Here is a 24297-nt window from a genome sequence, read left to right as displayed (position 1 = left end):
ATCAGGAGGTGGAGAGGCACCACCGTTGTTATTGCCACCATTATCAGGAGGTGGAGAGGCACCACCATTGTTGTTGCCACCATTATCAGGAGTATTAGTAGAGCCACCACCATTATTGTTGTTACCACCATTGTCAGGAGGAGTGGAACCACCACCATTATTACCTGAATTATTGTTGTTGTTATTTTCTTCTTGTTGATTATTATCTGGTTTTTTTGTATCTTCAGATGATGGTTGAGCACTTACTCTAGTAGGAGCAGTACCTTCAATAAATGCTGCTTTAGAGCCAGAAGATTGCTTTCCTCCATCTTCCAAATTAATTTTTGTAAAATATACATTTTTAGGAACTTCAAATTCAGTAACCGTCAAATTAGCATGTATTTTTTCCATAATTTTTTTCCATAACTTTGCAGTAGTAGTACTTCCACGTGATACTTCTCTACGTTTTATAGTATTACCAGAATCATCTTTTCTACCAGCGTCATCTCCAATATAAGTTGCACCAACATAATAAGGAGTGTAACCAACAAACCAAGCATCATATGCACTATTTGTAGTACCTGTTTTACCTGCTACAGGCATTCCATTTGGAAGTGTTGCGACACCACCAGTACCTTCAGTAATTACACTTTCTAACATATCTGTAACAACATACGCTACTTCAGGTTCTACAACTTTATGTTCTTCAGGAGCGTTTTTAACTAATAATTGACCATCAAAAGTAGTTATAGTAGTAAAGATAGAAGGTTCTACATAAACACCTTGATTTGCCAATGTACCGTAAGCAGCAGCCATTTGAAGTGGAGTAATACCATTCGCCATACCACCTAGTGTCAATGATGGGAATTTTCTATCACTTGCTTCAGATGAACCTGAGTGATTATTTTTTAAAGTTGTTATACCAAAGTTCTTTAAGTAATCCATCATTATATCTACACATTCATCATAAGAATCTCCAAGCATTTCAGCAGTCTTGACAGCTATTGTGTTTGAAGATTTAGCAAGTGCTCTACGTAAACTCATAGAACCATGACCAGCAGTAGTAGTTCTTGGATTCCATTTATTATTTTCTTCAAACTTATACCCTCCTCTAGAATCACTTAGAGCAGTTGATTGTGTGATTTTTAAAGTATCAATAGCTGGTGTATATATTGCTAGAGGTTTTATAGAAGAACCCGGCTGATGAGGGTTAGTAGCACGATTTAAAGTTTTTCTACCGCTTATATTTCTTCCTCCAGCTAGTGCTCTTATTTCGCCGTTTTTATAATCTAAGATTACCATTGCAGCTTGTGGTTGACTAACTCCATCAGAGCCGACCATATGTCCTGGGAAATTGCTGTTTCTATCAAATTCTTCTTCTAAAGCATCTTGCATTTTAGGGTCTATAGTTGTATTTACAATTAAACCACCATTATAGAATAAGTTTTGAGCTTCATCATTTGTATGTCCTTGTTCCATTAAAGCATTTATAACTTCACTTTCGATAAGGTCTTCTACAGATGAAGAAACTTTATCTGATGATTTAGGCAATTTTATTTCTATTTTAGCTTTGATTGCTTCATCATATTCACTTTGTTTTATATATTTCAATTCTAACATTTTCTTTAAAACAATTTCTTGTCTTTTCTTAGCTTCAGGGTTACTTACAGCCTTTCTAATAACTAATGTTCCTGCTTTTAGTTGTCTATAAGTATCATTAGATATAAGCTCCCAAGACTTTATTTTTTCAATCATATCAAAATCTACTTGAGTAGGGTCATCTAACTTATCATCAGATGTGTTAACAAAAAATAATAATTTGTTTTCTAAATCACTCTTAGTTTCGTTTCCATCTAATTTAGAAGTTTTATATGCTGAAAATCTTGATGGATTTTTAGTTGAACCAGCAAGAAGTGCTGACTCAGCTAGAGTAAGGTCAGATGCAGACTTATCAAAATAACCACGTGCACCAGCCTCGGCACCTGCTAAACCTCTACCAACGAAGAAGTTATTTAAATAAGTTTCCAGTATTTTATCTTTACTTACTGTTTTACTCATCTCATGTGCATAGTAAATATCCTTTATTTTACGAGGTATAGTTTGTTGTTCAGTTGTTAACAACATTTTGGATACCTGCATAGGAATAGTACTACCACCTTGTTTAGTACCTGTGAGAGTCTTTAATACTGACCTAAATAAACCTTTAATGTCGACACCTTTATGTTCATAAAAACGTTCATCTTCTATTGCAATTACAGCATGTTGGAGATGAGGGGAAATCTTATCTAATGGAACAGGAGTCTTTTTATTTACACTTGGAGCTGTAGATAATGTTTTTCCATTAGCGTATTTAATTGTAGTTGTTTGGTTTGTCTGCTTATCCAGCACAGCTTCTGTAACTGGATTGACATCTCTTAGTGATGCAAATACTAGACCAGCAGTACCTGCTGTACCAACAACTAGTAAAACTAAAAATACTATCCCAAATACTCTTAGTTTTCTAAATTTATCGCTTTTTTTAGATTTTTTCTTATTTTTTGTTGAATGAGTCTTGTTAGCTGAAGCTCTATTAATTGGTTTATTTGTATTACCAGAGGAGCTAACTTTTTTTCTTCTGATTTTATTTCCATTTTTATCATTATCGTTATTCATAAGATTTTAACCTCCTTACTTAATGCAATATTATAACACAAATAGGAGTAATTTTGTAATTAATAGAAAAAATGAATTTGCTATAATATTCTGTACATTGTAGATATGTATAAACATAATGTATTAAAAAGTCTATATTTTTATTTTATTTATTTTTGACAAATACTATAAAAATTATGCCAAAGCTACATATAAATAAATAGGAGGGGATAATTTTGAATAGAATAGTAGATAGAAAAACGAAAAATGAATTTAGAAAAATTATAGCTATTTTTTTGGTAATTCTTTTCTTGTCTGTATTTATAGGCAGTTTTATATATATAGATAAAACTTTAAGACCAACAATAACAGTTTTAGCAGAAACTAAAGCTCTTGAGCTAGCAAATAGGTCCATAAATAAAGCTGTTGCTGAGATGGTAGAAGGAAAAATAAATTATGAAGATTTAATGGATATACAGCTTGATAATAATGGTAAAATAACTATGATACAAGCAAATACTATAATGATGAATGAGATTGCATCTGCAATAGCTTTAGAAATACAAGATGAATTAAAAAAGGATAAGACAGCAAGTTCTTACATACCTATAGGAACAGCGTTAGGAAGTCCTATATTAGCTAAATACGGTCCTAAACTTGAAGTATCTATTGAACCTATAGGAACAGTATCAGTAAACTTTAAAACGGAATTTGAGTCGTCAGGTATAAATCAAACAAGACATAGAATATATCTAGAAGCTCAAACACAAGTTAAAGTAGTAATACCACTTATAACTTCAACAAAACAGATTAAAGCTCAAATACCTATTTGTGAAACTATAATAGTAGGTGATGTTCCAGAAAGTTATGTAAATATACCAGAAAAAAATCTAGGAAATGTTTTACCTAACACTGGAAAGAATACTAATAAGTAATATAAAGTTGTATATTTTTAAATAAATTCAAAATAGCAGTTTATAAATAAAAATTTTGGAAATAATATTAATATAAATTTGAATAAAAAATTATATTTTATACTATGTAAAATATCTAATATATTTGGTCTGTAGGCTAAATAAGAGTACCTTTAGACCAAATATATTATTAATCATTTATTAACATCCTAAAAGTGATTTGTTTATATTATTTACAACATCCATTTAATAAATACACCATAACCTACAGCTGGGTCATTTTCAATAGCATGAGATACTGCTCCGATTATTTTATTATCCTGAACTATTGGAGTACCACTCATACCTTGTACAATACCACCAGTCTGAGTTAAAAGTTTTTTATCTGTAATTTTAATTTTAAAACTTTTACTTTCTGGATGTTTTTGATTTTCTATATCTATAATTTCAATATTATACTTTTTACATTCATTAAAGTTGTCTTGTAGAATTATTTGAGCTTTTCCTAATTTAACTTCATCTAAAGATGCTACTTTATATTTTTTTAAATTAGAAATATCAAAGTTATTAATTTGACCTCTTATTCCAAAATCAGTATTTTCTGTAAAACTACCAATAATATTTTCTCGTTTTGCATTTATACATCCCACACTACCTTTATAAGACTTTTCTATATTAAGATGTTTAGTTGTAGAAATTGAACCTGTTTTAATCGGTATCTTTCTAGCATTACCAACACTTATTGGATGACCTACTGCACCAAACTCTGATGTCTCTGGATTAATATATGTTAAAGTAGCAAATCCAGAAAGTAAGTTGTTAAAGCTAATTTTTTCTAATATGTGTTTAGTAGTTTTCATTGTTATAAGTTGACCACCTCTATTTAATAAAATAGATACTGGTTTTTCTTCTGGTAAAGCATTTAAAGTATTGGCGAAGTCACTATATCCATCAACTTCAGCATTATTTACTTTGACTATAGCATCACCTAATCTAAACGGAGATGCTTCTCCAGGATTTCTAACAATAATGTTTTTTAGTTCTGCATCAATTTGAAGTACATTTCCGATTGGTATTAAATATTCAGGTTCATTTTTTTGTAAATTTTGTGCATAAATTAAATTATTTGAGAAAAAATATAATAAAAATAAAAAGGTTAGAACAATTGTAAATTTAGACTTAGCTAAGTTAATTCTTTTATTTAAAGCTTTATCTTTAAAATGAAAATTTTTAAGTTGCATAAAACACCTCTTTCTTATTAAATTATTTTAATAATAGAATTGAAGTTTTCTTGCTGCTTCTATATTATGTTGTGCAAGAATTAGTTTTTAATGCTTGGAAAACTGACTCAATAACACCTTAGTTTTCATAAAAATAAATAAAATAAAGAGTGTATATGATAAAATAGATACATATTCATATAAATAAAAATAAATAATGGCTGTCTATCATTAGAAAGGAGCAAAAAATGAAAAAATATAGATTGTTAGTTACTTGTATAATTGCCATGGGAATCATAATTATAGGAACATCAAATCCAGTTAGTAATTTTTACAAGACTACAAATTTGATTAGTTCAGGAAATATTACAAATGAAAAATCAGATAAAGATTCAAACAAAAATACTAAAGATAAAGATGAAAACAAATCTAATTCGAAAAGCAATAAAGATAAGTCATCAGAAGAAAAATCATCAGATAATAAAAATGAAACTCAAAAAAATAAAAAACTTTTAATTTGTATAGACCCAGGGCATCAAGGAAAGGGAGATAGCAATTTAGAACCAGTAGCTCCAGGTTCTTCCTCTAAAAAAGCGAGAGTATCTTCAGGAACAGAGGGTATTGCTACAAAAAAACCAGAATACGTTTTAAACTTGGAAGCATCTCTTGTTTTAAAAAGTATATTAGAAGCTAAAGGTTATAATGTAATAATGACTAGAGAGACACATGATGTAAATATAAGTAACTCAGAAAGAGCGATACTTGCTAATGATAAAAACGCAGATATGGTTGTAAGAATACATGCAGATAGTTTAAATAATTCTTCAAAGACTGGTGCATCCATATTAATTCCTGAAAAAGATGGAAAATATACAGCTCCTATATATGAAGAGAGTAATAAATGTGCTGAATTTATTAAACAAAATATGGAACAAGCTGGAATACAAATTAATGGAATCGTTCAAAGAGGCGACTTGACTGGATTTAACTGGTCAAAAGTACCAGCTGTGTTAGTAGAAATGGGATTTATGAGTAACTACAATGAAGACCAAATGATGTCAAATCCAGAGTATCAAAGAAAAATGATGCAATGTGTAGCAGATGGATTAGATGAGTATTTTAAATAGAGTATAAATAGAGAAAAAGTTAGGTTGGTATTATTTTCCTAATTTTTATCTCTATTTTTTATTGTACATAAGATAAAGATAAAGATTATTTTAGATTAAATTGTCGTAAATATAACTAAAAATATTGGTAATACTTGATTTAAGTTTAAAAAGAATATATTATAGTATAGAATGTGTAAAATTTTTTTGAGAGGTGTTAAAATGCTAGTAGTAGAAAACGTAAGTCACGGATTTGGTGCAAGAACAATATTAGAAAATGTATCTTTTAGACTTAGAAAAGGTGAACATATTGCACTAGTTGGCGCTAATGGAGAAGGAAAATCGAGTTTTTTAAATATAATAACAAAAAAGCTTATGCCAGATGCTGGAAATATAAAGTGGTCTTCAAGAGCTACAGTAGGTTACTTAGACCAACATACAGTACTAAGTAAAGGTAAAAGTATAAGAGAAGTGCTTAGAGAAGCTTTTAAGCATATGTTTGACCTAGAGCAAGAAATGATTGCTATGTACGACAAAATGGGAGAAGCTAATGATGATGAGATGAGTAAGCTTCTTGAAGAAACAGCAGAAATACAAACTATACTTGAAAATAGCGGTTTTTATATGATAGATGCAAAGATACAAGAAGTTGCAAATGGTCTTGGTCTTGGAGAAATTGGTCTTGATAAAGATGTAACTGACTTAAGTGGAGGACAGAGAACGAAAGTACTTCTTACTAAACTTCTACTTGAAAATCCAACTATTCTTATATTAGACGAGCCTACAAACTATTTAGATGAAGAACATATAACGTGGCTTACTAAGTATCTTCAAGAGTATGAGAATAGTTTTGTCTTAGTTTCTCATGATATTGAATTTATAAACAATACTTGTAATGTAATATATCATATGGAAAATGGAGAACTAAATAGATATAAAGGAAACTATGATGAATTTGTAAGACTTAATGATATAAAGAAACGTCAAGAAGAACAAGCCTATGATAAGCAAGTTGAAGAAAGAAAGAGACTAGAGGATTTTGTAGCTAGAAATAAAGCTAGAGTAGCAACTAGAGGAATGGCTAACAGTAGACAAAAGCAACTTGATAAGATGGAAATATTAGAAAGACCAAAAGAAAAAATAAAGCCTACTTTTGCTTTTAAAGATGCTAGAGCAGCAAGTAAAATAATTTTTGAAACAGAAGATTTAATTTTAGGCTATGATGAGGCACTTACAAAGCCACTCAATTTCCACTTAGAAAGAGGAAAGAAGATTGCATTAAAAGGAATGAATGGTATTGGAAAATCTACTCTATTAAAAACTTTACTTGGAATAATAAAACCATTTGAAGGAAGTGTTAAATTAGGTGACTATTTGGAAGTTGGATATTTTGAACAAGAGAGTTCAAGAGAAAATAGCAATACACCTATGGACGAGATTTGGAGTGAATTTCCAGGGCTTTCAAACTTTGAGGTTAGACAAGCTCTTGCAAAATGTGGACTTACAAATGAACACATAACTAGTCAAATGAGAGTGCTAAGTGGTGGAGAAGCTGCAAAGGTTAGACTTTGTAAAGTAATGCTAAAAAATATAAATTTCTTAGTACTAGATGAGCCTACAAATCACTTAGATGTTGAAGCAAAAGACGAATTGAAGAAAGCCATAAAAGAATTTAAGGGAACAGTTCTTTTGGTATGTCATGAACCAGAATTCTATTCAGACATTGTTGATGATGTATGGAATATAGAAGATTTTACAACTAAAATAGTGTAGTGATTTAATTTATTACTGGGGGGATTTCATGAAAAAGTTTCTAAATATACTTTTTTCAATATGTATAAGTGTGGTTATAATAGTAGGAGTTATCAATTTTACTGTTGGGTTTAAACAACTATATTATTTTGACATTGATTATTTAAATATATCAGAGTTGTCTGGTTTATCTAAAGATGATATAAAATTAAACTACGATTATCTGATTGATTATAATTTAAATAAAAATGTGTCTGAGTTCGAGTTACCAACATTAAAATCTTCTCCAGAAGGAAAGATACATTTTGAAGAAGTTAGAAATATATTTCAAAATATCAATAAATTAGCTAAATTATTAATGGTAGTTTCTTTAGTAGGAATTATATTGAGTGTAAAAAATAAAAATAGAAAAATATTGAAAACTACATCAATAACACTTATAATTATGCCATTAGTATTAGCAGTTCCAATTTTATTGAATTTTGAAAAGTCATTTATTATTTTTCATAAACTATTATTTAGAAACGATTATTGGATATTTAATCCTGATTTAGACCCAGTTATAAATATGTTGCCAGAAGAATTCTTTTTTCATGCTGGTGTGATGATTTTAATGTTGATTTTATTAGTAAGCATATTGCTTCTTATAATGTATAAGTTACGCAAATCGTCTAAAATAAAAACAAGATAGATTAAATGTATACAATAAAAATAGCTATGTAATAATATTTAGACTAAAAGTAGTTAATAAATATTTATGCATAGCTATTTCTAATGAAAAATTATTTTTTACTAGTAATTTTAACTAAATCTTGAAATTTTCCCATAATATAATTATAATTATCTTTTTTATGAGGTAGCATGCAACTACTGCAATCCTTGATACCTTTATCTGTATACTTGAAGTTTCCACCACAGTTTTCTCCTAAAGCATACAATGGACAATAGCAAAATAAACAGTTAAATTCCTCTGGTTTATTAGTTTTATGACAAGGGAAAAATTCACAATTTTTGTGATTAAAAAACTTATAATTTTCGCCCATATTTTCCTCCTAAATTAAATAAAATTTAAATCTTTTATACTATATAAGATTTTGGTGATAATATAATTATACTAAATAATTTTATGAATAGTCGATAATATAGTATTATTAATCATAGTATTAATGGTATAATTAGTCAACGGAAAAATAATGTAAAAAGAATGTAAGTGTATTTTGTAATTAGAATATGCTTTATAACAAAAAATGAGGTGATTAAGTGAAAGAAATTCAAGAAAAAGCACTTCTTGTAGGTCTGAATTTGACTACAATAGTGAAAAAAAGTGATGATATAGACACTAATGAATCCATGGAAGAATTAAAAGAATTAACAAAAGCTGCTGGTGCAGAGGTTGTGGGTAGCTTAATTCAAAATAAACATTCTGTAGATGCAGCTTATTATATAGGAAAAGGTAAGGTAGAAGAAATAAGAGCATATAGTGACTCATTAGATGCCACTTTAGTAATTTTTAATGATGAATTATCTGGTGCTCAAATTAGAAATATAGAGAATGTTGTTGGAAGGAAAGTAATAGATAGAACTACTTTGATTTTAGATATATTTGCTCAAAGGGCACTTAGTAAAGAAGGTAAATTGCAAGTTGAATTAGCACAATTAAAATACAGATTACCACGACTTTATGGAATGGGTGGTGAGATGAGTAGAACCGGTGCAGGGATTGGTACTAGGGGTCCTGGTGAACAAAAACTAGAGATAGACAAAAGACATATACTTAATAAAGCAGCAGACATAAGACGTGAACTTAAAGAAGTAAAAAAGAATAGAGAAACACAGAGGGTTAAGCGTTTAAAATCAAATATACCAATTGTAGCTCTTGTTGGGTATACAAATGCAGGAAAATCTACCCTACTAAACGAATTAATAAAGACACACAAGGATTATGAACAAGAAAAAGAAGTTTTTGTAAAAGATATGCTTTTTGCAACTTTAGATGTAACTTTAAGAAAAGCTCTTTTGCCAAATAAAAAAGAATTTTTAGTAGTAGATACTGTTGGATTTGTAAGTAAACTTCCCCACGATTTAGTAGAAGCATTTAAAGCGACATTGGAAGAAGTACAGTATGCAGATTTAATCTTGCATGTAATTGATGCCACAAATACTAGCTATGAATTGCAAAAAAGTACGACTGAAGGTGTATTAAAAGAACTTGGTGTAAACGATAAAAAACATATACTTGTATATAATAAAGTGGATAAGCTAGAACTGGATATATATCCTAAAAGTCAAGAAGATATTGTGTATATTTCTGCAAAACAAGGCATAAATATGGATAAGCTATTAAATATGATAGAAATTGCTTTAATGGAAAATACTTATTCAGTAAGCTTGATGTTACCTTATGAGAGAGGTGATATATTTAGTAGAATAAAAGATAAATATAATGTGGAGAATTTTGAGTATGGGGAAAATGGTATAACACTAGATGTAAACTTAGATGAAGAAGATTTTAATATCTATAGAGAGTACATACTAGAAAAATAGGTTGAATATGGATATAAATTGGGAAAACATAGATAATCTTGAAGATTATTTTATAACCTATCTTCTTTATAAAGAGTCTAAAACGGTATCTCAAATTAGTAAAATTAGAAATATCTCAAGTACTGAAGCAAGTGAACAACTTATACAAGCAAAATTAAAAATAAAGGAAATGCAAAAAGCTGATTTTGAGGCATCTAAGGATATTTTAGATAAATTTTTAGAATTAGATAAAATTAAGAGACTTGATTTTATGGATAGCTTAGATGACGAAAAAATGGTATACTTTAAGAGAAAGGTTTTCAAAAGAATCCTTGTGGAAAAAAATGCTGAAGATTTAATTGTTTTAATTTGGGCGACAGGTGAGCTAAAAGATGATAGATTCTTAAAGTTGCTTCATCAGCTCACAAACCACAGACACTCAGATATTAGAAGAATAACTTATTCAGCAATCAGAAAGATTGAATCACCAAGTAGTAGAGAAATCTTGCAAAAAGGTCTCTACGATAAAAATGCACAAACTAGACAGTATTGTGCAAAAGCTCTTTCAAAATTGGGAGATGAAAATAGCCTAAAGATTTTACAGCAGTTAAAAGACAAGAATAAGAATTTTGAAAAAGAGTATGTGCTTAGAGCTTATGACGAAGCCATTAAAGCATTGGAAAATGCAAAAAATTTGAAAAAGTAATTTTTTATTAAAGTAATTTGTTTACTTAATGATGTATTTCTAGAGTTTAACAAGGTAATAAATAAATTAATGGGAGGGGTTTCAAATGATAGTAAGACGTTGTGCAGGTGGAGTAGTGTTTTATGCTAATAAAGTACTTATTGTAAAAAATGATAGAGGTGAATGGACACTTCCAAAAGGAAAGATACTTGGAGGAGGACTTCCATATGAGAGTGCTGTTCAAAGAGTTAAAGTAGAAACTGGCATAGATGCTAAAATGATAGATGTGGCTGGCGATACTATGTATGAATTTTTCTCAAGAAGTAGACAACAAGAAGTTTGTAATGCAATAATGTGGTATGTTATGGAAGCTTGTAACACTGACTGTGTACTTGCTCCTGAATTCCAAGAAGGTGGATTTTACAAAGTAAAGGATGCTTTAGAAATGTTGTCACATCATAAAGAGCAAGCTTTAGTAGAAGTATCTTATAAAAAGTTTAAGGAATTAAAGAAATTAGTTTCAGAGGGCGATGATGTTCCAGCAAATTAATTGTGAATTTAGAGAATTCTGAGGAAGGGATAGCCCCTTCCTTTTTTAATTAAAGCAGTTTTAAACGTAAATTATGTAGTCTGTTTAAATTATGATTTATCAATTTAGAACTTTAGCAATTTATATTTAAAATCAGTAAGTTATATTTAAAATAAAAATTAAAAAGTATACAATTTTAGTATATAATTGTCTTATGATGTTGATTAAAGAACTGTTAAAAGTCTATATATTTTTTTATAGAATAATTTTATAAATAAATATATATTTGATGTGTATATTAGCAAATGATTAAAATTGGAGGAATTATAATGAGCAATTACAGGACTTTACATGAATTTGGAACAGATGAAATAACGATTGAAAAATCTGTTTTTATTGGATATGCTAAGCCTATAAAGAGTGAGGAGGAAGCATTAGAATTTATAAATGAAATAAAGAAAAAACATAAAGATGCAACTCATAATGTATGGGCTTATACAGTAGGACAAAATATGAATATACAAAGATATAGTGATGATGGAGAGCCACAAGGAACGGCAGGTATACCTACACTAGAGGTTATAAAAAAAGAAGATTTGAGAGATGTAGCAGTTGTTGTTACTAGGTATTTTGGAGGAACAAAATTAGGTGCAGGTGGTTTAGTTAGAGCTTATACAAAAGGTGCTAAACTTGGACTTGAAGCAGGTAAGATAATTTATAGGGTAATGTATCAAGAAGTTAAGGTTAAGATAGACTATACTCAACTTGGAAAAGTACAAAATGAGTTAATGAATTTGGGGTATTTTATAAAAGATACTGTATATGAAGATAATGTTGAGATAATAGTATATTCAAAGTTAGAGGATGTAGAAAAATTGTCAGAAAAAATGATTGATATAACAAGTGGAACAGGAAAAATAGTTTTGGGAGAAGAATTTTATTTGTCTGAACAAAATGGAGAAATTTTACTGTAATCTAAAAAGTATTAGAATAGTTAATACTCTTAAATAACCAATTAGTATTTTTAAATGAAAAGCCATTAAATTGCTTTAATCTAAATCAATTTAATGGCTTTTTATCAGATTTTGCACAGAATCCTTTTTTTACTTCAAATAAACCAACTAAAAGTAAAAATACCCCAAATATTTTTTTTAATATATCTGAAGACAGATAATTAGCTAATAGTGAACCAAATACAGCTCCTAAAACTCCAAACACAGCTATAGGTATGACCAATTTAAAAACTACATTTTTATTTTTTATATGTATAGCCAGCGCTATAAGTGTCATAGGTATAGATGAAAGTAGATTTACACTTTGTGCTATTTTGGTATCTATACTAGCAAGTAAAACGAGTGCAGGTATAAGAATCGTTCCTCCACCCATTCCCATTCCTCCAATAATTCCTGCAAAAAATCCAATTAGAGCAAATAACATTAAAACACCATCCTTAATGCTGCAATTATCATGATTATTCCAAAAGAAATTCTAAGAAACTTTCCAGTAACTTTATTTAGTAATTTAGCTCCTATAATACCACCAAGAATACTTCCAACTGCAACCTTAATTGTCAAATTAATGTCGTAAGTACCTTTAGATACATATAAAACAGAACTTGCTGTCGTTAAGAAAATTATTATAGAAAGAGCAGTTGCATGAGATTTATGCTCTTCTACCTTAACGATATCATTTAATATTGGAACTAAAAGAGTACCTCCTCCAGAACCAAACACTCCATTTATAAATCCTGTAAAAACTCCAATTATCGTATTTTTTAAGTTAAAATCAAAATATTTTTTCTTTAAATCATCAGTTTTTTTCATAAAAATCACCTTCTGAAATAGTTTTACCAAAACAGGCAAATTATATTTATATAAAATAAGATTAAATATAATCTTTCATCTTTGTTTAATTTTGAATAAAAAAAAACATATTAAAACAACATATTAATATATGGTATAATATATTAAAACAAAGTAGCAAATTTGAGAGGAGATAACAATGTCAAATATAAAAATACAAATAGACAAAACTGTAGAATGGCTTATAAATAAGGTTAATGAGGCAAATGCAAAAGGATTAATTGTTGGTGTATCTGGAGGAATTGATTCAGCAGTAGTTGCTAATTTAATTAAAAAGGCATTTCCAGAAAACTCTATGGGAGTTATAATGAGCATAAAAAGTAATCCTCAAGATAGAGAAGATGCACTTAAGGTTATAGAGGGATGTGATATAGAATACCTTGATTTAGACCTTATAGAACCACAAAGTGCTATATTAGACATGGTAGTAGGAAATTTAAAAGATAAACATTTATATAGAGAAGAATATTTAAAAATGACAGATGCAAATTTAAGAGCAAGAGTAAGAATGAGTACTATTTATACAATTGCTAACAATCTAGGATATCTAGTTGTTGGTACAGACAATGCTGCAGAAATACACACAGGATATTTTACTAAATTTGGTGATGGTGGAGTTGATATTTTACCAATTGCAAATTTGACTAAAGGAGAAGTGTATGAATGGGCAAAAGAACTTGGTGTTCATGAAGATTTAATAAATAAAGCTCCTTCAGCAGGTCTTTGGGAAGGACAAACAGATGAAAATGAAATGGGGACTACTTACAATATGATAGATGCTGTGTTAGAAGGTAGATTGGATGAAGTTCCTCAAAGAGACCAAGAGATAATAGAAAGGCTTCATAGATTAAGTGAACACAAAAGAAAAACGCCTGCACAACCTCCTAAGTTCTAATTTACTATTTATAAGATTTGTGATAAAATTTACAAGTGATGAAAATTAGAATAATTAATTGTACGTATTAAGGAGTGGAAATATGGGACGTATAGGTAATATAATTAATAGAAAAGGTAAACAAGATGCTCAAAGAGCAAAGATATTTACTAAACATGCTAGAGCAATAGCAGTTGCAGCTAAAGATGGTGGAGCAGACCCAGAGTACAATGCAGCGTTAAAAACAGCTATAGAAAAAGCTAAGGCAGACAATATGCCAAATGATAATATAGATAGAGCTATCGCTAAAGGTGCTGGAGCAGGTGCTGGAGAAGACTATGAAACTATAGTTTATGAAGGCTATGGACCTGGTGGAGTTGCGGTTATAGTAGAAACTTTAACAGATAACAAAAACAGAACTGCTGGTAATGTAAGATATTACTTTGATAAAAACGGAGGAAACTTAGGAACTAGTGGATGTGTGTCTTTTATGTTTGATAAAAAAGGACAAATATTGGTTGGTTTGGGAGATGGAGTTTCAGAAGAAGAATTGATGGATGTTGCATTAGAAGCAGGAGCTGAAGATTTTATAACAGAAGAAGATGGTTATGAAATAATAACTACACCAGAAGATTTTTCTAGTGTTCGTGATGAGTTGAAAGCTAAAGGATATGAGTTTATATCAGCTGATGTGAAGATGATACCTCAAACTACGACTGTATTAACTGAAGAATCTCATTTAAAAATGATGAACAAATTGGTTGATATGCTTGAAGAAGATGATGATGTTCAAGATATATATCATAACTGGGAAGTAGAATAGATATTATAACATATTGAAACTTGTAATTATTACATCAATTTTAATATATTATAAATTTTATAAAATAAGTAATTATTGAAATGAATATATACACCTCTGAACTATGTTTGCAAATAATATGTAAACATAAGTTAGAGGTGTTTTTGTATTTATAAATTAAGAAATTTAAAGTAAATTTTGAGCAAGACTTGATTGTCTATAAATGTAAATTCAGTTAAGTTGATGACAACAAATAGAACAGAGATATATATGTACTGAACTAAAGTATTAACAATTTAAATTAATAGAAAATAAACTACCTATATGTTGAATAAAGACTCATCTATTATGGTGAAAGTAAATTTATAGAGATGTCACTTAAATTATTTTAATGGAAATATCAAAAATGAGACTGCATTTTTTAAGCATTTTCTCCAAATTGAGATAAAAATATTGTTTTATGGGTTTTATTGAAGAAAAATTCTTTAGTGAATTACAATTTAATCGATTTTAAAGTTAAAGATTATTAAAAATTCAGTGAAATTTATATATATTTTGTTTATTTTACCAAAAAAAATAATTTTTTAATAAAAATAAAGAAATTAAATGTGAGTTGGCGTAGAACTTGCTACTATATATTAACAAGAAATGTAGAAAAAATAACAATGTATAATAGGGGAATATGATGGAATCTGTAATGGAAAATTTGAACAATCTTAAGGTGGAAGTTAAGGATAAAGTCTGTGTTATTACTATAAATAGACCTAAGGCTTTAAATGCTCTTAATAATGACACCCTTAGAGAACTATCTCAAGTTATTGATGCAGTATCAGAAAATGAGGCAATATTAGGAGTTATTATTACTGGAGAAGGTAAAGTTTTTGTAGCTGGAGCTGACATACGTCAGATGCAAAACTATAAAAGTGAGGAAGGCAGAAAATATGCAGGTTATGCTCAGGGAATTTTTGATAAAATTGAAGCTCTTGAGAAAACAGTAATAGCAGCAGTTAATGGATATGCATTAGGTGGTGGTTTTGACAAGCTCATAGGTGAAAATAGAGATTTCATAGAACTTAAGAAAACAGGTGTGAAAGCTTCTAAAACAAACTTCCCAGTACTTTTAACAGGTGAAACAGGCACAGGAAATATAAGAGAACTACAAAATGTAATAAAAAGCGCCTATGCTGTAAGTGATGATATGGTCATTATGATGTGTGACCTTCCATCTAAGATGGATGATAATATCAGCAGAGTAGCTCAATGTAATGTGGATAGTAACTGCTCAATTCATGAAATGGTTGAGAATTATGAGAAGAGTTTAATTATTGATGTGCTAAGGAAGTACAATTGGAAATGTTCTAAGGCAGCAGAGGTTATGGGAATACACAAAAGTCTTTTATATAAGAAAATAAAAAAGTATGAAATTGAATTAAACAATTAAGATGACTTGAATTAAGATTAATGCACAAAAAATTACCATTATCCAAGGTGAGCTGTACAAACTGTTTTATACAGTTAAAACGTGTAAAAGTAGTTATGAAGTACTAGTGTCAATCATTAGTACTTTTTTTATTACATTTATAATTACTATCTATATTTCAGTCTCTTTTGATGTCTAAAATTATTATACTTAATTTTGGATATAACAAAACCCTCTTAGAGGACAGTTTTACATATTTTAACTGCCCTCTAAGAGGGAGATAGTTCAGTTTAAATTTAGAGTGAATTTTTATCTAGCATTCATAAAAAACACTTTGAATAGCTCTTTTGTTATTTAATCATAATTTTCTACTTCTTTATCAAGTTCTTTTCCACAAGAATCACATTTATATATAGCATTATATCCGTAATCATATTCATCAACTATTTTCTTTTGTCTAAATACACCGCCACACTCGCATAAGAAACCGATTTTTATAAGTGTAACAATAAATTGTGATTTTATAAATTTTATATCATTGCATTTGTCATTAGTGTAAAATGTGTAAATATAAGAGTTATCACATTCATCTCTTAATTCAAATTTTTCAATATATGTGTTGTTTTTTAATTCTTCAAATTCTTCTTTAGTCAAGTATGATTTTTGTTGTAATTCATGTAAGCGTTTAATTTGGTCCATTATTTATATCCTCCCAATAGTTTTAGTATTTTAAGCTTAGATAAGGATTCTAAGTTTTATTAAATTTATATCAAGGAATTATTTAAATGATAATTAGTTTTATTAATTACAAGACATGTAAATTACACAAAAATAAAACCAATTATAAAAATAATATCCTATGAAAACCTAAATTACTAACCCCTTACTAACCCGAAAACTAAAAAAGAAAAATATATCCAAATATAAGTGATATATAAATAAAGATGTTTCATATAAATTTAACTTTAAATATTCTGACAATAATATATAAAAATATATTATAGTTAAAATATACCACATATTTTGAGTATTGTATACTGTAATTAGAGTAATTAATTTATTTTTTAACATACAAATGATTCTGTAAAAAAAAACAAGACTCAAAAATTTTTATATTCTTTGATAGAATAAAATTGAGAGTAAATTTATTGAATTTTATAAAATTTATAAGGGGTGAGTTTAAGATATGCAAGAGGATAAAAATGATATATTTGAATCAATAGATAATAAGGATTTTGATAATAAGACTGAAGATGAATATTTAGAAATAGTAAGAAAAAATGGATTGAATTTAATATACATAAAGAATCAAACAGAAGAGATATGTCTAGAAGCTGTTAGACAAAATTGTAATGCAATAAAATGTGTCCAGAATCAAACAGAAAAAATATGTATAGAAGCAGTTAAACAAGATTGGAAAATGTTAGAATTTGTGGAAGAGCCAACGGAAGAAATCTATATGTTGGCTATCAACCAAGATGGAACAGCATTAAAATACATCGAAAATCAGACAGAGGAGTTATGCTTAAGAGCCGTTGAAAAAAATGGAGCTGCTTTGGAATATGTAAAAGAACAAACAGAAGAAATATGTATAGAAGCAGTTAGAAATAGCGAATTTGGACTGGCAAGGGTGAAAAATCAAACAGAAAAAATATGCATGGAAGCAGTTAAACATTGTAGCTATAATCTAAAATGGGTAGAAAATCAAACAGAGGAAATATGTATGGAAGCAGTGAGACAGAATGGGCTTGATTTGAAATTTGTAAAAAATCAAACGGAAACAATCTGTTTAAGGGCAGTAAGACAAAATGGAATGGCACTAGAATTTGTGAAGGAACAAACTGTTGGTATATGCTTAAAAGCAGTAAGACAATATGGAATGGCACTAAAATTTGTAAAAGAACAAACAGAAGAAATTTGTACAGAAGCTATAAAACAAGATAAAAGGGCACTTAGCTTTGTAAAAGGAGATAAGGAAAAATACAAGACTTTATGTGATAATAACGAGCCATTTGCAAAACGATATGTTAGAAATGTAATAGAAAAAGAAAACAGAGCATTAATTAAAAAGGGAGAAGAAAATGCAAAAATAAAGATTGCAGGAAAACTTTATGATAGAGGAATGTCTTTTGAAGATATATCAGATATAGTTGAAATTGAAATAAGCAAGTTGAAAGTAAGTTTAGGTATTTTTTAAAGTAATAAATTTAGGTATTTTTTAAGATAAATATTAATAAAAAAATAATCGACTAGCCTTTGTAGTATAGCAAAATTAGTGCTATAATTTGACATATAATGAATTATTTTTATTAAATAAGGGGGAGTTAAAGTTGAAGATTACAATATTATATCAAACAAGAAGTGGAAATACAGAAAGAGTAGCTAAGCTTATAGAAGATGGAGCTAAAAGAGTGGATGGAATAGATGTTAAACTTATGAGATTTGATAATATTGATTCAGAGTGTTTAAGTGAAAGTAAAGCAGTAATATTTGGAACACCAACTTATTTAGCAAATACAACTTGGGAAGTAAAAAAATGGTTTGATGAAGATTCAAAAAAAATAAACTTAGCTGGAAAATTAGGGGCTGTTTTTGCTACATGTGATTATATATGTGGAGGTCCAGATGTTGCAATACTTACTATAGTAGGTCACTTGATGGTTAAAGGAATGCTTGTGTACTCTGGAGGTGGGTCTTTAGGAAAGCCATTTATACATTTGGGACATGTACATTCAGTTGAAGGTCCAGAAGTACAAGACGAGAAGGCTATAATATTTGGTGAAAGAATTGCTACTAAGGCAAAAGAACTATTTGCTTAATTTCTATATGCACAACAATGATTAGAATAAATTTAGGGTTTTAATGGAGATTTGAAGTAAAAGTTATAAGGTAAAAACTTTTCCATAAAATTACTCAAGAAGAATAATATAATTATAAATTAAATGGCAATAGTGAGGGAAATTTATGGTATGGCATATAGAATATGAGATTTTTTCTGCAATTATAGTTATTTTTTTAATGGTATACTTTTTTAGAAGTAAATTTATACCTACTTTACAAAACAAAATATATTGTGCACTTTTAATATTCTCATTTTTATTTATAATTTCAAATATTTTAGGTTCATTTTGTCTTAATAATATAGATAAAATTCCAACTTTTATTACTTTTTTGTTGAATCAAGCATACTTATTGTTATTGCCAATACCAGCAGCATTTATATCATTTTATGTTATGGCTATTATTTATCAAGATATAAGATATATGAAAAAAAAATTATTATTTTTATCTATACCACTCATAGTTTGTATAATCTTATCTATTACAAATCCTTTTACACATATTCTATTTGGATTGTCAAAAGAAACAGGTTATATACGAGGTTATGGATATGTTGCAACTTTTTCATCTTTTTTCTTTTATGCAATATATTCAGCATTTTTATCTTTTAAATATAGAAAAGCAATGCACGAATCAAAAATATGGGCTATTAGAGGTTTTCTTATAGTTTCAATTGTGGCAATTATCTTACAGGCAATTTTTTTACAGTATCTTCTTACAGGAGCTGCATGTGCATGTAGTTTACTTTTGACATATCTTTCTATGCAGAATCGAGGTCTTATTATTGATGACCTTACTGGTGTACTCAATAGACAGTCTTTTATTCAAGAGTTGGATTTGAATATCAATACTGAACAGTCAGGATTTATTGTTACAATTGCACTTGATGACTTTAAGTTTATGAATGAAACTTTTGGAACTAAAAATGGAGATATTGCATTAAAAGAAGTTGGAAAATATTTGATTAATATTCATGATGTAAATCATGTATATAGAATAGGAGGAGATATATTTTCTATTGTTGTCAATAGTCAATTATGTATAGAACCAGAGGATATTATTAAAAAGATAGAAGAAAGATTCAAAAAACCTTGGTTGGTGGAAGAGATAAGTTTTAATTTGGCAACTAGCATAGCTGTTGTTTATTATCCAGAAAATGCTGAAACAACAGAAGATATTATTGTTTCTATAGATTTCTCTATACATGAAGCAAAACGTTCTGAGTCAAGGCGTGTTATTTATGCAGATGCATCTATAAGTGAAAAGATAAAAAAGAAACACATGATTAAAAATTGTTTAAAAGAAGCATTAGAACATGATGGATTTGAAGTGTATTATCAACCTATATTTTCTAATAGCATAGGTAGGTTTACTTCAGCTGAGGCACTACTTAGGTTGAAACATAAAGACTTAGGTTTTATACCTCCTGATGAATTTATTATAGTTGCAGAACAAACTGGGTTGATTAACGCAATTGGACTAGTAGTCTTTGAGAAGGTATGTAAATTTATAGATAGTGATGATTTTGAAGGTTTAAAATTAGATAATATAGCTGTGAATCTTTCTGTAGTACAATGTATGCAAAAAAACTTAGCAGATGATTTACTTTATCTGATGGATAAATACAAAGTATCACCGACTAAATTTAAACTTGAAATTACAGAGACTGTAGCCTTGGGCTCTTTTGATATAATTAAAGAAACAATGGAAAGATTAATTGATTTAGGTGTTAAGTTTGTACTTGATGATTTTGGAATTGCTTATTCTGGAGTTACTAATATGCTTTCTTTACCATTCTCATCAGTTAAGTTAGATAAGAGTTTGATTTGGTCTATAGATGAAGACAGTAGACATAGACTTACAGTTGAAACGATTATAGCGCTTATAAATAAATTGAATATGAAGGCTGTAGCAGAGGGAGTTGAAACCATTAAGTGTGCTGAAGATTTAATAGCTATGAACTGTGAATATCTTCAAGGATATTATTTTTCTAAACCAGTTTCAGAAGAAGCTTTTAAAAATTTGTTGAAAGAAAATACTTTTACAAGTTAATACCATTTATTTTTTTAATTACAATTTTGTTTATTGACACTGCCAGCTATATATTATAAAATTAACACAATAATTATTAATATTAATTCCTGAAGTAAAGATTTATTATATATTTTTATAACTTAGAATATATATTTTACTTAAATATTCTAAAGTGAGAAAGGAAGATGTGACATGAATAAAAAGAAAATATTAGTGCCAATTGATGGGACAGAAAGAAGTATGCATTCTTTGGAATTTATACAAGGAATATTCAAAAAAGATGAAGTCGAAGTAGAAATAATGAATGTAAAAGAACTAGTATTTATTGATGGCATATCCCTAGCTGAAGAGATAAAGAATTCTGAGAACTTAGGAAGAAGAATCCTGGATAAAGCAGCAGAGATAATGGGAGAGTATGATGTTAAAGTACACTTTACTTTTGGGTATCCAGGAGATGAGATAATTAGAAAAGCGAAAGAAGATAATGTAGATTTTATAGTTATGACAAAATCTACTAAAAAAGGTCTTACTAGAATGATAGGTTCAGTAACAGCAAGTGTAGTTAAACAAGCAAAATGTATAGTAATGATTGTACCAGAGTAGAATTAGAGAGGTATTTGAAATATGAATAAAAAGATAGTAGCAGTTTGTGAAAGTGAAAGAAGTTTAAATTCTCTTAAAGAAGCTGCAAATGATTTAGGATTTGATTTAGTTTATGAAATTCAAGATAATGATAATATAAAAAATGAACTTTCTATTTATGACATAGAAGATGCATCTATAGTATTATTTGTTACAAGCGATTCTATAGAAAGTATAGAGAAGATTGATAGATTTGTAGATAGAGAATTTTATGAAGTCGATCCAAAGTATATAATAGAAGATGCAAAATCTATAGTAAGTGAAATTTTAATAGACTTAAATTAATCATGGGTGTCGCACTAAGAATAGAGCGACGCCTTTTTACATATTTTACACAAGAAATAAAGAGACTGTCTCAAAATAGAGAGAAGACTCTTTTTCATTGTTGAAATGATGAAGATATATTTGATTTCATACAAAAAAGAGTGCCTCCTGAACTAAAAAGTTCACTTTGATACACTCCATTTTTATATGCTAGTTGTATTTAAGGTAAAATAGAAGTTTAATCATGTTGAAATAACTGAATTACATCTTCTAAATGATTGTACATTGATGTATAACCTAAGTCAGAGTCTTTACTATCGAATGCCATCATTATCTCATTATGGTGGCTAATCATATCTTTGAGAGAATTTCTATATTTAAAACCGAAGTATTGGTTAGAAGAAACTGTTTTAGGTATTAGCTCATAATACTTTATAAAAATTGGGTTATGAGAAGCTAAAATTATTTCTTTGTGAAATTGCAAGTCAGCATCATAACATTCTTCTATTAAACCCTGAGAAACCTTATACAGTTCCTCGATTGACTTTATGTAAGTATGTTTTATTTTTTGAAGTTCTTTGGATGTAGCGTTTAAAATTGCTAATCTAGTAGCTTCACTTTCGATAAGTTGCCTTGCCCTTAAAGATTCAACATAAAATTCTTGTATGTTATGGTTTTTATAGACTTCATTATCATTAAACAGGTCGACTTTTTTAAATCCTTCAACTATAGGGCTTGAGTGAGGTATAGCTCTAAGTATTCCTTCCTTACAGAGTATATTTATGGCATTTCTTACAGGTATTCTACTTATGTTGAACAGGTCAGCAATCTTTCTCTCACTTGGTAATTTACTATTAATTTTAAAAGTTCCATTTAGAATGTTCAATTTAATATAATCAATAATTTTCTCAGTGGCATTTAAGCTTTTCATAAAAACTCCTAAACATATAATTTTTTTATGATTGTATTATATCATAGTTAAGAGTTAAGTCTACTTTTTTATAATATGTATAAGACAAGATAGAAGCTACTATAGATATAATAGCCAAGACAAAGTATCCATACTGTATTGAAGTATAATCTGATATTTTACCAACTATCATTGGAAATACAGACATTCCTATAGCATAGATTGCTTGAAAAAAGCCCATTGCTGTAGATTTCTGGTGTTTTGGGACGTTTTTCATGGACTCACTAGTGAGGTAAGAAAGAAGTATTCCTGTAGATATACCTGGTAGCAATTGTAGTACAAATATTATATTAACACGTCTTATTGTTGGAACTAAAAAGCAGTAAGCCGAAATTAAAATAAACACCAAAGGAATCCAAAATTTTGGTCCGTATTTAGTACAAAACTTAGTAGAAGCAAAGCCAGAAGAGGCAACAGCACATAACATATAAAATATAGAAGATAAGCCTATAAGGGTAGAGCTAGAACCTAAGTTTTTAAGAATTTGAGTAGTAAATGACATTGTTGTGGACATTTGAATACCTTGTTGAATCAATGCCATGAAAGAAAAAAATATAAGTCTTTTATCCTTACAGATAGATAAATAGCTTTTAACTGATGTTTTTTCATGTGTTTTTTTTGAATTATGATTTTTTATATTTAAAGCTAGAATTGTTCCAATGAATGAAGACAATACACTCATGATACATAAGGCTGTCATTCCTAATTTTTCATAAAATAAAGTACTCATAACAAATCCAATCAACATTCCTAGATTGTTTACCAATATTATCGTACTTGTAGCTTTTTGTTGATGTTCTGTAGAAAAAAAGTTGGTGTAGTGAACCATGTAAGAAATCCAAGTTGATGATGATATTCCAGACAAAATATTAGCTATAAGAAAACCATTGCCCTCAGGAGAAAAGACTCTTATAAGAGATGCTAAACCAGCAAAGAAAATTCCAGATAGTATAAATATTTTATGTTTATTTATGGAGTCGGCAAATACTCCAACAGGAAGCCTTAGTAAACACTGTGAGATTCCATATGCACCTATTATTATACCAATCATGTTTGTAGATACATTGCATGCACTTAAATATGGACTTTGGAAAGGTATATATACATATTGTGAAAACCAGAAAAACACAACAATAGCAAGTAAAAGTAATTTTTGATTAGATATTTTTTTCATGTTATCCTCCAGATGGTATATTTATAATGCAAATAATATACCATTTAGATTTTTTTATCAAGTACTTTCTGTATT

24 protein-coding genes are annotated in these 24297 nt (G+C 28.7%); 16 read left to right on the top strand and 8 right to left on the bottom strand.

What is annotated here, in order from left to right; all coding sequences use genetic code 11:
• Positions 1–2631, bottom strand: a 2631-nt coding sequence (locus KGF39_RS05970; RefSeq protein ID WP_227821571.1) for a transglycosylase domain-containing protein, incomplete at its 3' end; no start/stop codon positions are given.
• 215 nt (positions 2632–2846) lie between these two features.
• Here KGF39_RS05970 and yunB point away from each other — a divergent pair.
• Positions 2847–3545 (top strand): sporulation protein YunB, encoded by a 699-nt coding sequence (yunB, locus tag KGF39_RS05965; protein ID WP_003418439.1) that lies wholly within the window; start codon positions 2847–2849, stop codon positions 3543–3545.
• 212 nt (positions 3546–3757) lie between these two features.
• On the opposite strand, the gene KGF39_RS05960 is transcribed toward yunB, so the two are convergent.
• Positions 3758–4765: a SpoIVB peptidase S55 domain-containing protein gene (locus KGF39_RS05960; protein ID WP_227821570.1), complete on the bottom strand. Its 1008-nt coding sequence runs from the start codon at positions 4763–4765 to the stop codon at positions 3758–3760.
• A gap of 227 nt (positions 4766–4992) precedes the next feature.
• Between KGF39_RS05960 and KGF39_RS05955 the strand changes: the two genes are divergently transcribed.
• From KGF39_RS05955 to KGF39_RS05945, 3 genes are all read left to right on the top strand, one after another.
• Complete coding sequence (locus tag KGF39_RS05955; RefSeq protein ID WP_227821569.1) at positions 4993–5871, top strand: N-acetylmuramoyl-L-alanine amidase; 879 nt, start codon at positions 4993–4995, stop codon at positions 5869–5871.
• Positions 5872–6072: 201 nt separating this feature from the next.
• Entirely contained in the window at positions 6073–7623 is a 1551-nt protein-coding gene (locus KGF39_RS05950; RefSeq protein WP_227821568.1) for an ABC-F family ATP-binding cassette domain-containing protein, read from the top strand.
• A gap of 28 nt (positions 7624–7651) precedes the next feature.
• A complete protein-coding gene (locus KGF39_RS05945) occupies positions 7652–8293 on the top strand; it encodes a TIGR01906 family membrane protein (protein WP_227821567.1) in 642 nt (213 codons plus the stop codon).
• Between the two features lie 91 nt (positions 8294–8384).
• On the opposite strand, the gene KGF39_RS05940 is transcribed toward KGF39_RS05945, so the two are convergent.
• Positions 8385–8645 (bottom strand): cysteine-rich small domain-containing protein, encoded by a 261-nt coding sequence (locus tag KGF39_RS05940; protein ID WP_227821566.1) that lies wholly within the window; start codon positions 8643–8645, stop codon positions 8385–8387.
• A gap of 217 nt (positions 8646–8862) precedes the next feature.
• Here KGF39_RS05940 and hflX point away from each other — a divergent pair, with 217 nt between their 5' ends.
• The 4 genes from hflX (at position 8863) to KGF39_RS05920 (ending at position 12313) form a co-directional block, all read left to right on the top strand.
• Positions 8863–10146, top strand: a complete 1284-nt coding sequence (hflX, locus tag KGF39_RS05935; RefSeq protein WP_227821565.1) for a GTPase HflX — start codon at positions 8863–8865, stop codon at positions 10144–10146.
• A gap of 7 nt (positions 10147–10153) precedes the next feature.
• Complete coding sequence (locus KGF39_RS05930; RefSeq protein WP_227821564.1) at positions 10154–10831, top strand: HEAT repeat domain-containing protein; 678 nt, start codon at positions 10154–10156, stop codon at positions 10829–10831.
• An 85-nt stretch (positions 10832–10916) separates the two neighbouring features.
• Positions 10917–11360, top strand: a complete 444-nt coding sequence (locus KGF39_RS05925; RefSeq protein ID WP_003437525.1) for an NUDIX domain-containing protein — start codon at positions 10917–10919, stop codon at positions 11358–11360.
• A 308-nt stretch (positions 11361–11668) separates the two neighbouring features.
• On the top strand, positions 11669–12313 hold the full coding sequence (locus KGF39_RS05920) for a YigZ family protein (protein WP_227821563.1): 645 nt from the start codon (positions 11669–11671) through the stop codon (positions 12311–12313).
• A gap of 85 nt (positions 12314–12398) precedes the next feature.
• Here KGF39_RS05920 and KGF39_RS05915 read toward each other — a convergent pair whose 3' ends face one another.
• Positions 12399–12776, bottom strand: coding sequence for a sulfite exporter TauE/SafE family protein (locus KGF39_RS05915; protein WP_227821562.1), 378 nt, complete (start codon positions 12774–12776; stop codon positions 12399–12401).
• Positions 12776–13162 carry a sulfite exporter TauE/SafE family protein gene (locus KGF39_RS05910; protein ID WP_227821561.1) on the bottom strand — a complete coding sequence of 129 codons (387 nt, stop codon included), beginning with the start codon at positions 13160–13162 and terminating at the stop codon, positions 12776–12778. Before KGF39_RS05910 ends, KGF39_RS05915 begins: the two co-directional genes overlap by 1 nt.
• A 178-nt stretch (positions 13163–13340) precedes the next feature.
• Here KGF39_RS05910 and nadE point away from each other — a divergent pair, with 178 nt between their 5' ends.
• From nadE to KGF39_RS05895, 3 genes are all read left to right on the top strand, one after another.
• The gene (nadE, locus tag KGF39_RS05905; RefSeq protein WP_054272730.1) at positions 13341–14096 is read left to right on the top strand and encodes an NAD(+) synthase; all 756 of its coding nucleotides are present in this window, start codon (positions 13341–13343) and stop codon (positions 14094–14096) included.
• Between the two features lie 82 nt (positions 14097–14178).
• Entirely contained in the window at positions 14179–14898 is a 720-nt protein-coding gene (locus KGF39_RS05900) for a YebC/PmpR family DNA-binding transcriptional regulator (RefSeq protein ID WP_003418467.1), read from the top strand.
• Between the two features lie 664 nt (positions 14899–15562).
• Complete coding sequence (locus tag KGF39_RS05895) at positions 15563–16318, top strand: enoyl-CoA hydratase-related protein (protein ID WP_227821560.1); 756 nt, start codon at positions 15563–15565, stop codon at positions 16316–16318.
• A 333-nt stretch (positions 16319–16651) separates the two neighbouring features.
• Here the strand turns inward: KGF39_RS05895 and KGF39_RS05890 are convergent, their stop codons facing one another.
• Positions 16652–16996 (bottom strand): hypothetical protein, encoded by a 345-nt coding sequence (locus tag KGF39_RS05890; RefSeq protein WP_003418478.1) that lies wholly within the window; start codon positions 16994–16996, stop codon positions 16652–16654.
• 487 nt (positions 16997–17483) lie between these two features.
• Here KGF39_RS05890 and KGF39_RS05885 point away from each other — a divergent pair, with 487 nt between their 5' ends.
• The 5 genes from KGF39_RS05885 to KGF39_RS05865 all read left to right on the top strand — a co-directional run bounded on the left by KGF39_RS05885 (position 17484) and on the right by KGF39_RS05865 (position 22099).
• Positions 17484–18494: a DUF4116 domain-containing protein gene (locus tag KGF39_RS05885; protein ID WP_227821559.1), complete on the top strand. Its 1011-nt coding sequence runs from the start codon at positions 17484–17486 to the stop codon at positions 18492–18494.
• A 133-nt stretch (positions 18495–18627) separates the two neighbouring features.
• Positions 18628–19116: a flavodoxin domain-containing protein gene (locus KGF39_RS05880; protein WP_227821558.1), complete on the top strand. Its 489-nt coding sequence runs from the start codon at positions 18628–18630 to the stop codon at positions 19114–19116.
• 145 nt (positions 19117–19261) lie between these two features.
• Positions 19262–21190 (top strand): EAL domain-containing protein, encoded by a 1929-nt coding sequence (locus KGF39_RS05875; protein ID WP_227821557.1) that lies wholly within the window; start codon positions 19262–19264, stop codon positions 21188–21190.
• A gap of 174 nt (positions 21191–21364) precedes the next feature.
• Positions 21365–21775, top strand: coding sequence for a universal stress protein (locus KGF39_RS05870; RefSeq protein ID WP_227821556.1), 411 nt, complete (start codon positions 21365–21367; stop codon positions 21773–21775).
• Between the two features lie 21 nt (positions 21776–21796).
• The gene (locus KGF39_RS05865) at positions 21797–22099 is read left to right on the top strand and encodes a PTS sugar transporter subunit IIBC (RefSeq protein ID WP_054272763.1); all 303 of its coding nucleotides are present in this window, start codon (positions 21797–21799) and stop codon (positions 22097–22099) included.
• Between the two features lie 217 nt (positions 22100–22316).
• On the opposite strand, the gene KGF39_RS05860 is transcribed toward KGF39_RS05865, so the two are convergent.
• Positions 22317–23009, bottom strand: a complete 693-nt coding sequence (locus tag KGF39_RS05860; protein WP_227821555.1) for an FCD domain-containing protein — start codon at positions 23007–23009, stop codon at positions 22317–22319.
• A gap of 25 nt (positions 23010–23034) precedes the next feature.
• Positions 23035–24222 carry an MFS transporter gene (locus KGF39_RS05855; protein WP_227821554.1) on the bottom strand — a complete coding sequence of 396 codons (1188 nt, stop codon included), beginning with the start codon at positions 24220–24222 and terminating at the stop codon, positions 23035–23037.
• Between the last annotated feature and the right edge of the window lie 75 nt (positions 24223–24297).

It is taken from the genome of Clostridioides sp. ZZV14-6345 (genome assembly GCF_020657775.1).
In the GTDB taxonomy this organism is placed as follows: Bacteria; Bacillota; Clostridia; order Peptostreptococcales; family Peptostreptococcaceae; genus Clostridioides; species Clostridioides difficile_D.
This window is presented reverse-complemented; position numbering and strand designations above follow the sequence as displayed.

Coding starts and splice junctions, on each gene's coding strand:
- KGF39_RS05875 (WP_227821557.1), top strand. CDS start 19,262: ATGGTATGGCATATAGAATATGAGATTTTTTCTGCAATTATAGTTATT.
- KGF39_RS05920 (WP_227821563.1), top strand. CDS start 11,669: ATGAGCAATTACAGGACTTTACATGAATTTGGAACAGATGAAATAACG.
- KGF39_RS05885 (WP_227821559.1), top strand. CDS start 17,484: ATGCAAGAGGATAAAAATGATATATTTGAATCAATAGATAATAAGGAT.
- KGF39_RS05855 (WP_227821554.1), bottom strand. CDS start 24,222: ATGAAAAAAATATCTAATCAAAAATTACTTTTACTTGCTATTGTTGTG.
- KGF39_RS05900 (WP_003418467.1), top strand. CDS start 14,179: ATGGGACGTATAGGTAATATAATTAATAGAAAAGGTAAACAAGATGCT.
- nadE (WP_054272730.1), top strand. CDS start 13,341: ATGTCAAATATAAAAATACAAATAGACAAAACTGTAGAATGGCTTATA.
- KGF39_RS05940 (WP_227821566.1), bottom strand. CDS start 8,645: ATGGGCGAAAATTATAAGTTTTTTAATCACAAAAATTGTGAATTTTTC.
- KGF39_RS05925 (WP_003437525.1), top strand. CDS start 10,917: ATGATAGTAAGACGTTGTGCAGGTGGAGTAGTGTTTTATGCTAATAAA.
- KGF39_RS05915 (WP_227821562.1), bottom strand. CDS start 12,776: ATGTTATTTGCTCTAATTGGATTTTTTGCAGGAATTATTGGAGGAATG.
- KGF39_RS05960 (WP_227821570.1), bottom strand. CDS start 4,765: ATGCAACTTAAAAATTTTCATTTTAAAGATAAAGCTTTAAATAAAAGA.
- KGF39_RS05860 (WP_227821555.1), bottom strand. CDS start 23,009: ATGAAAAGCTTAAATGCCACTGAGAAAATTATTGATTATATTAAATTG.
- KGF39_RS05950 (WP_227821568.1), top strand. CDS start 6,073: ATGCTAGTAGTAGAAAACGTAAGTCACGGATTTGGTGCAAGAACAATA.
- KGF39_RS05910 (WP_227821561.1), bottom strand. CDS start 13,162: ATGAAAAAAACTGATGATTTAAAGAAAAAATATTTTGATTTTAACTTA.
- KGF39_RS05890 (WP_003418478.1), bottom strand. CDS start 16,996: ATGGACCAAATTAAACGCTTACATGAATTACAACAAAAATCATACTTG.
- KGF39_RS05955 (WP_227821569.1), top strand. CDS start 4,993: ATGAAAAAATATAGATTGTTAGTTACTTGTATAATTGCCATGGGAATC.
- KGF39_RS05895 (WP_227821560.1), top strand. CDS start 15,563: ATGGAATCTGTAATGGAAAATTTGAACAATCTTAAGGTGGAAGTTAAG.
- KGF39_RS05945 (WP_227821567.1), top strand. CDS start 7,652: ATGAAAAAGTTTCTAAATATACTTTTTTCAATATGTATAAGTGTGGTT.
- KGF39_RS05930 (WP_227821564.1), top strand. CDS start 10,154: ATGGATATAAATTGGGAAAACATAGATAATCTTGAAGATTATTTTATA.
- KGF39_RS05870 (WP_227821556.1), top strand. CDS start 21,365: ATGAATAAAAAGAAAATATTAGTGCCAATTGATGGGACAGAAAGAAGT.
- KGF39_RS05865 (WP_054272763.1), top strand. CDS start 21,797: ATGAATAAAAAGATAGTAGCAGTTTGTGAAAGTGAAAGAAGTTTAAAT.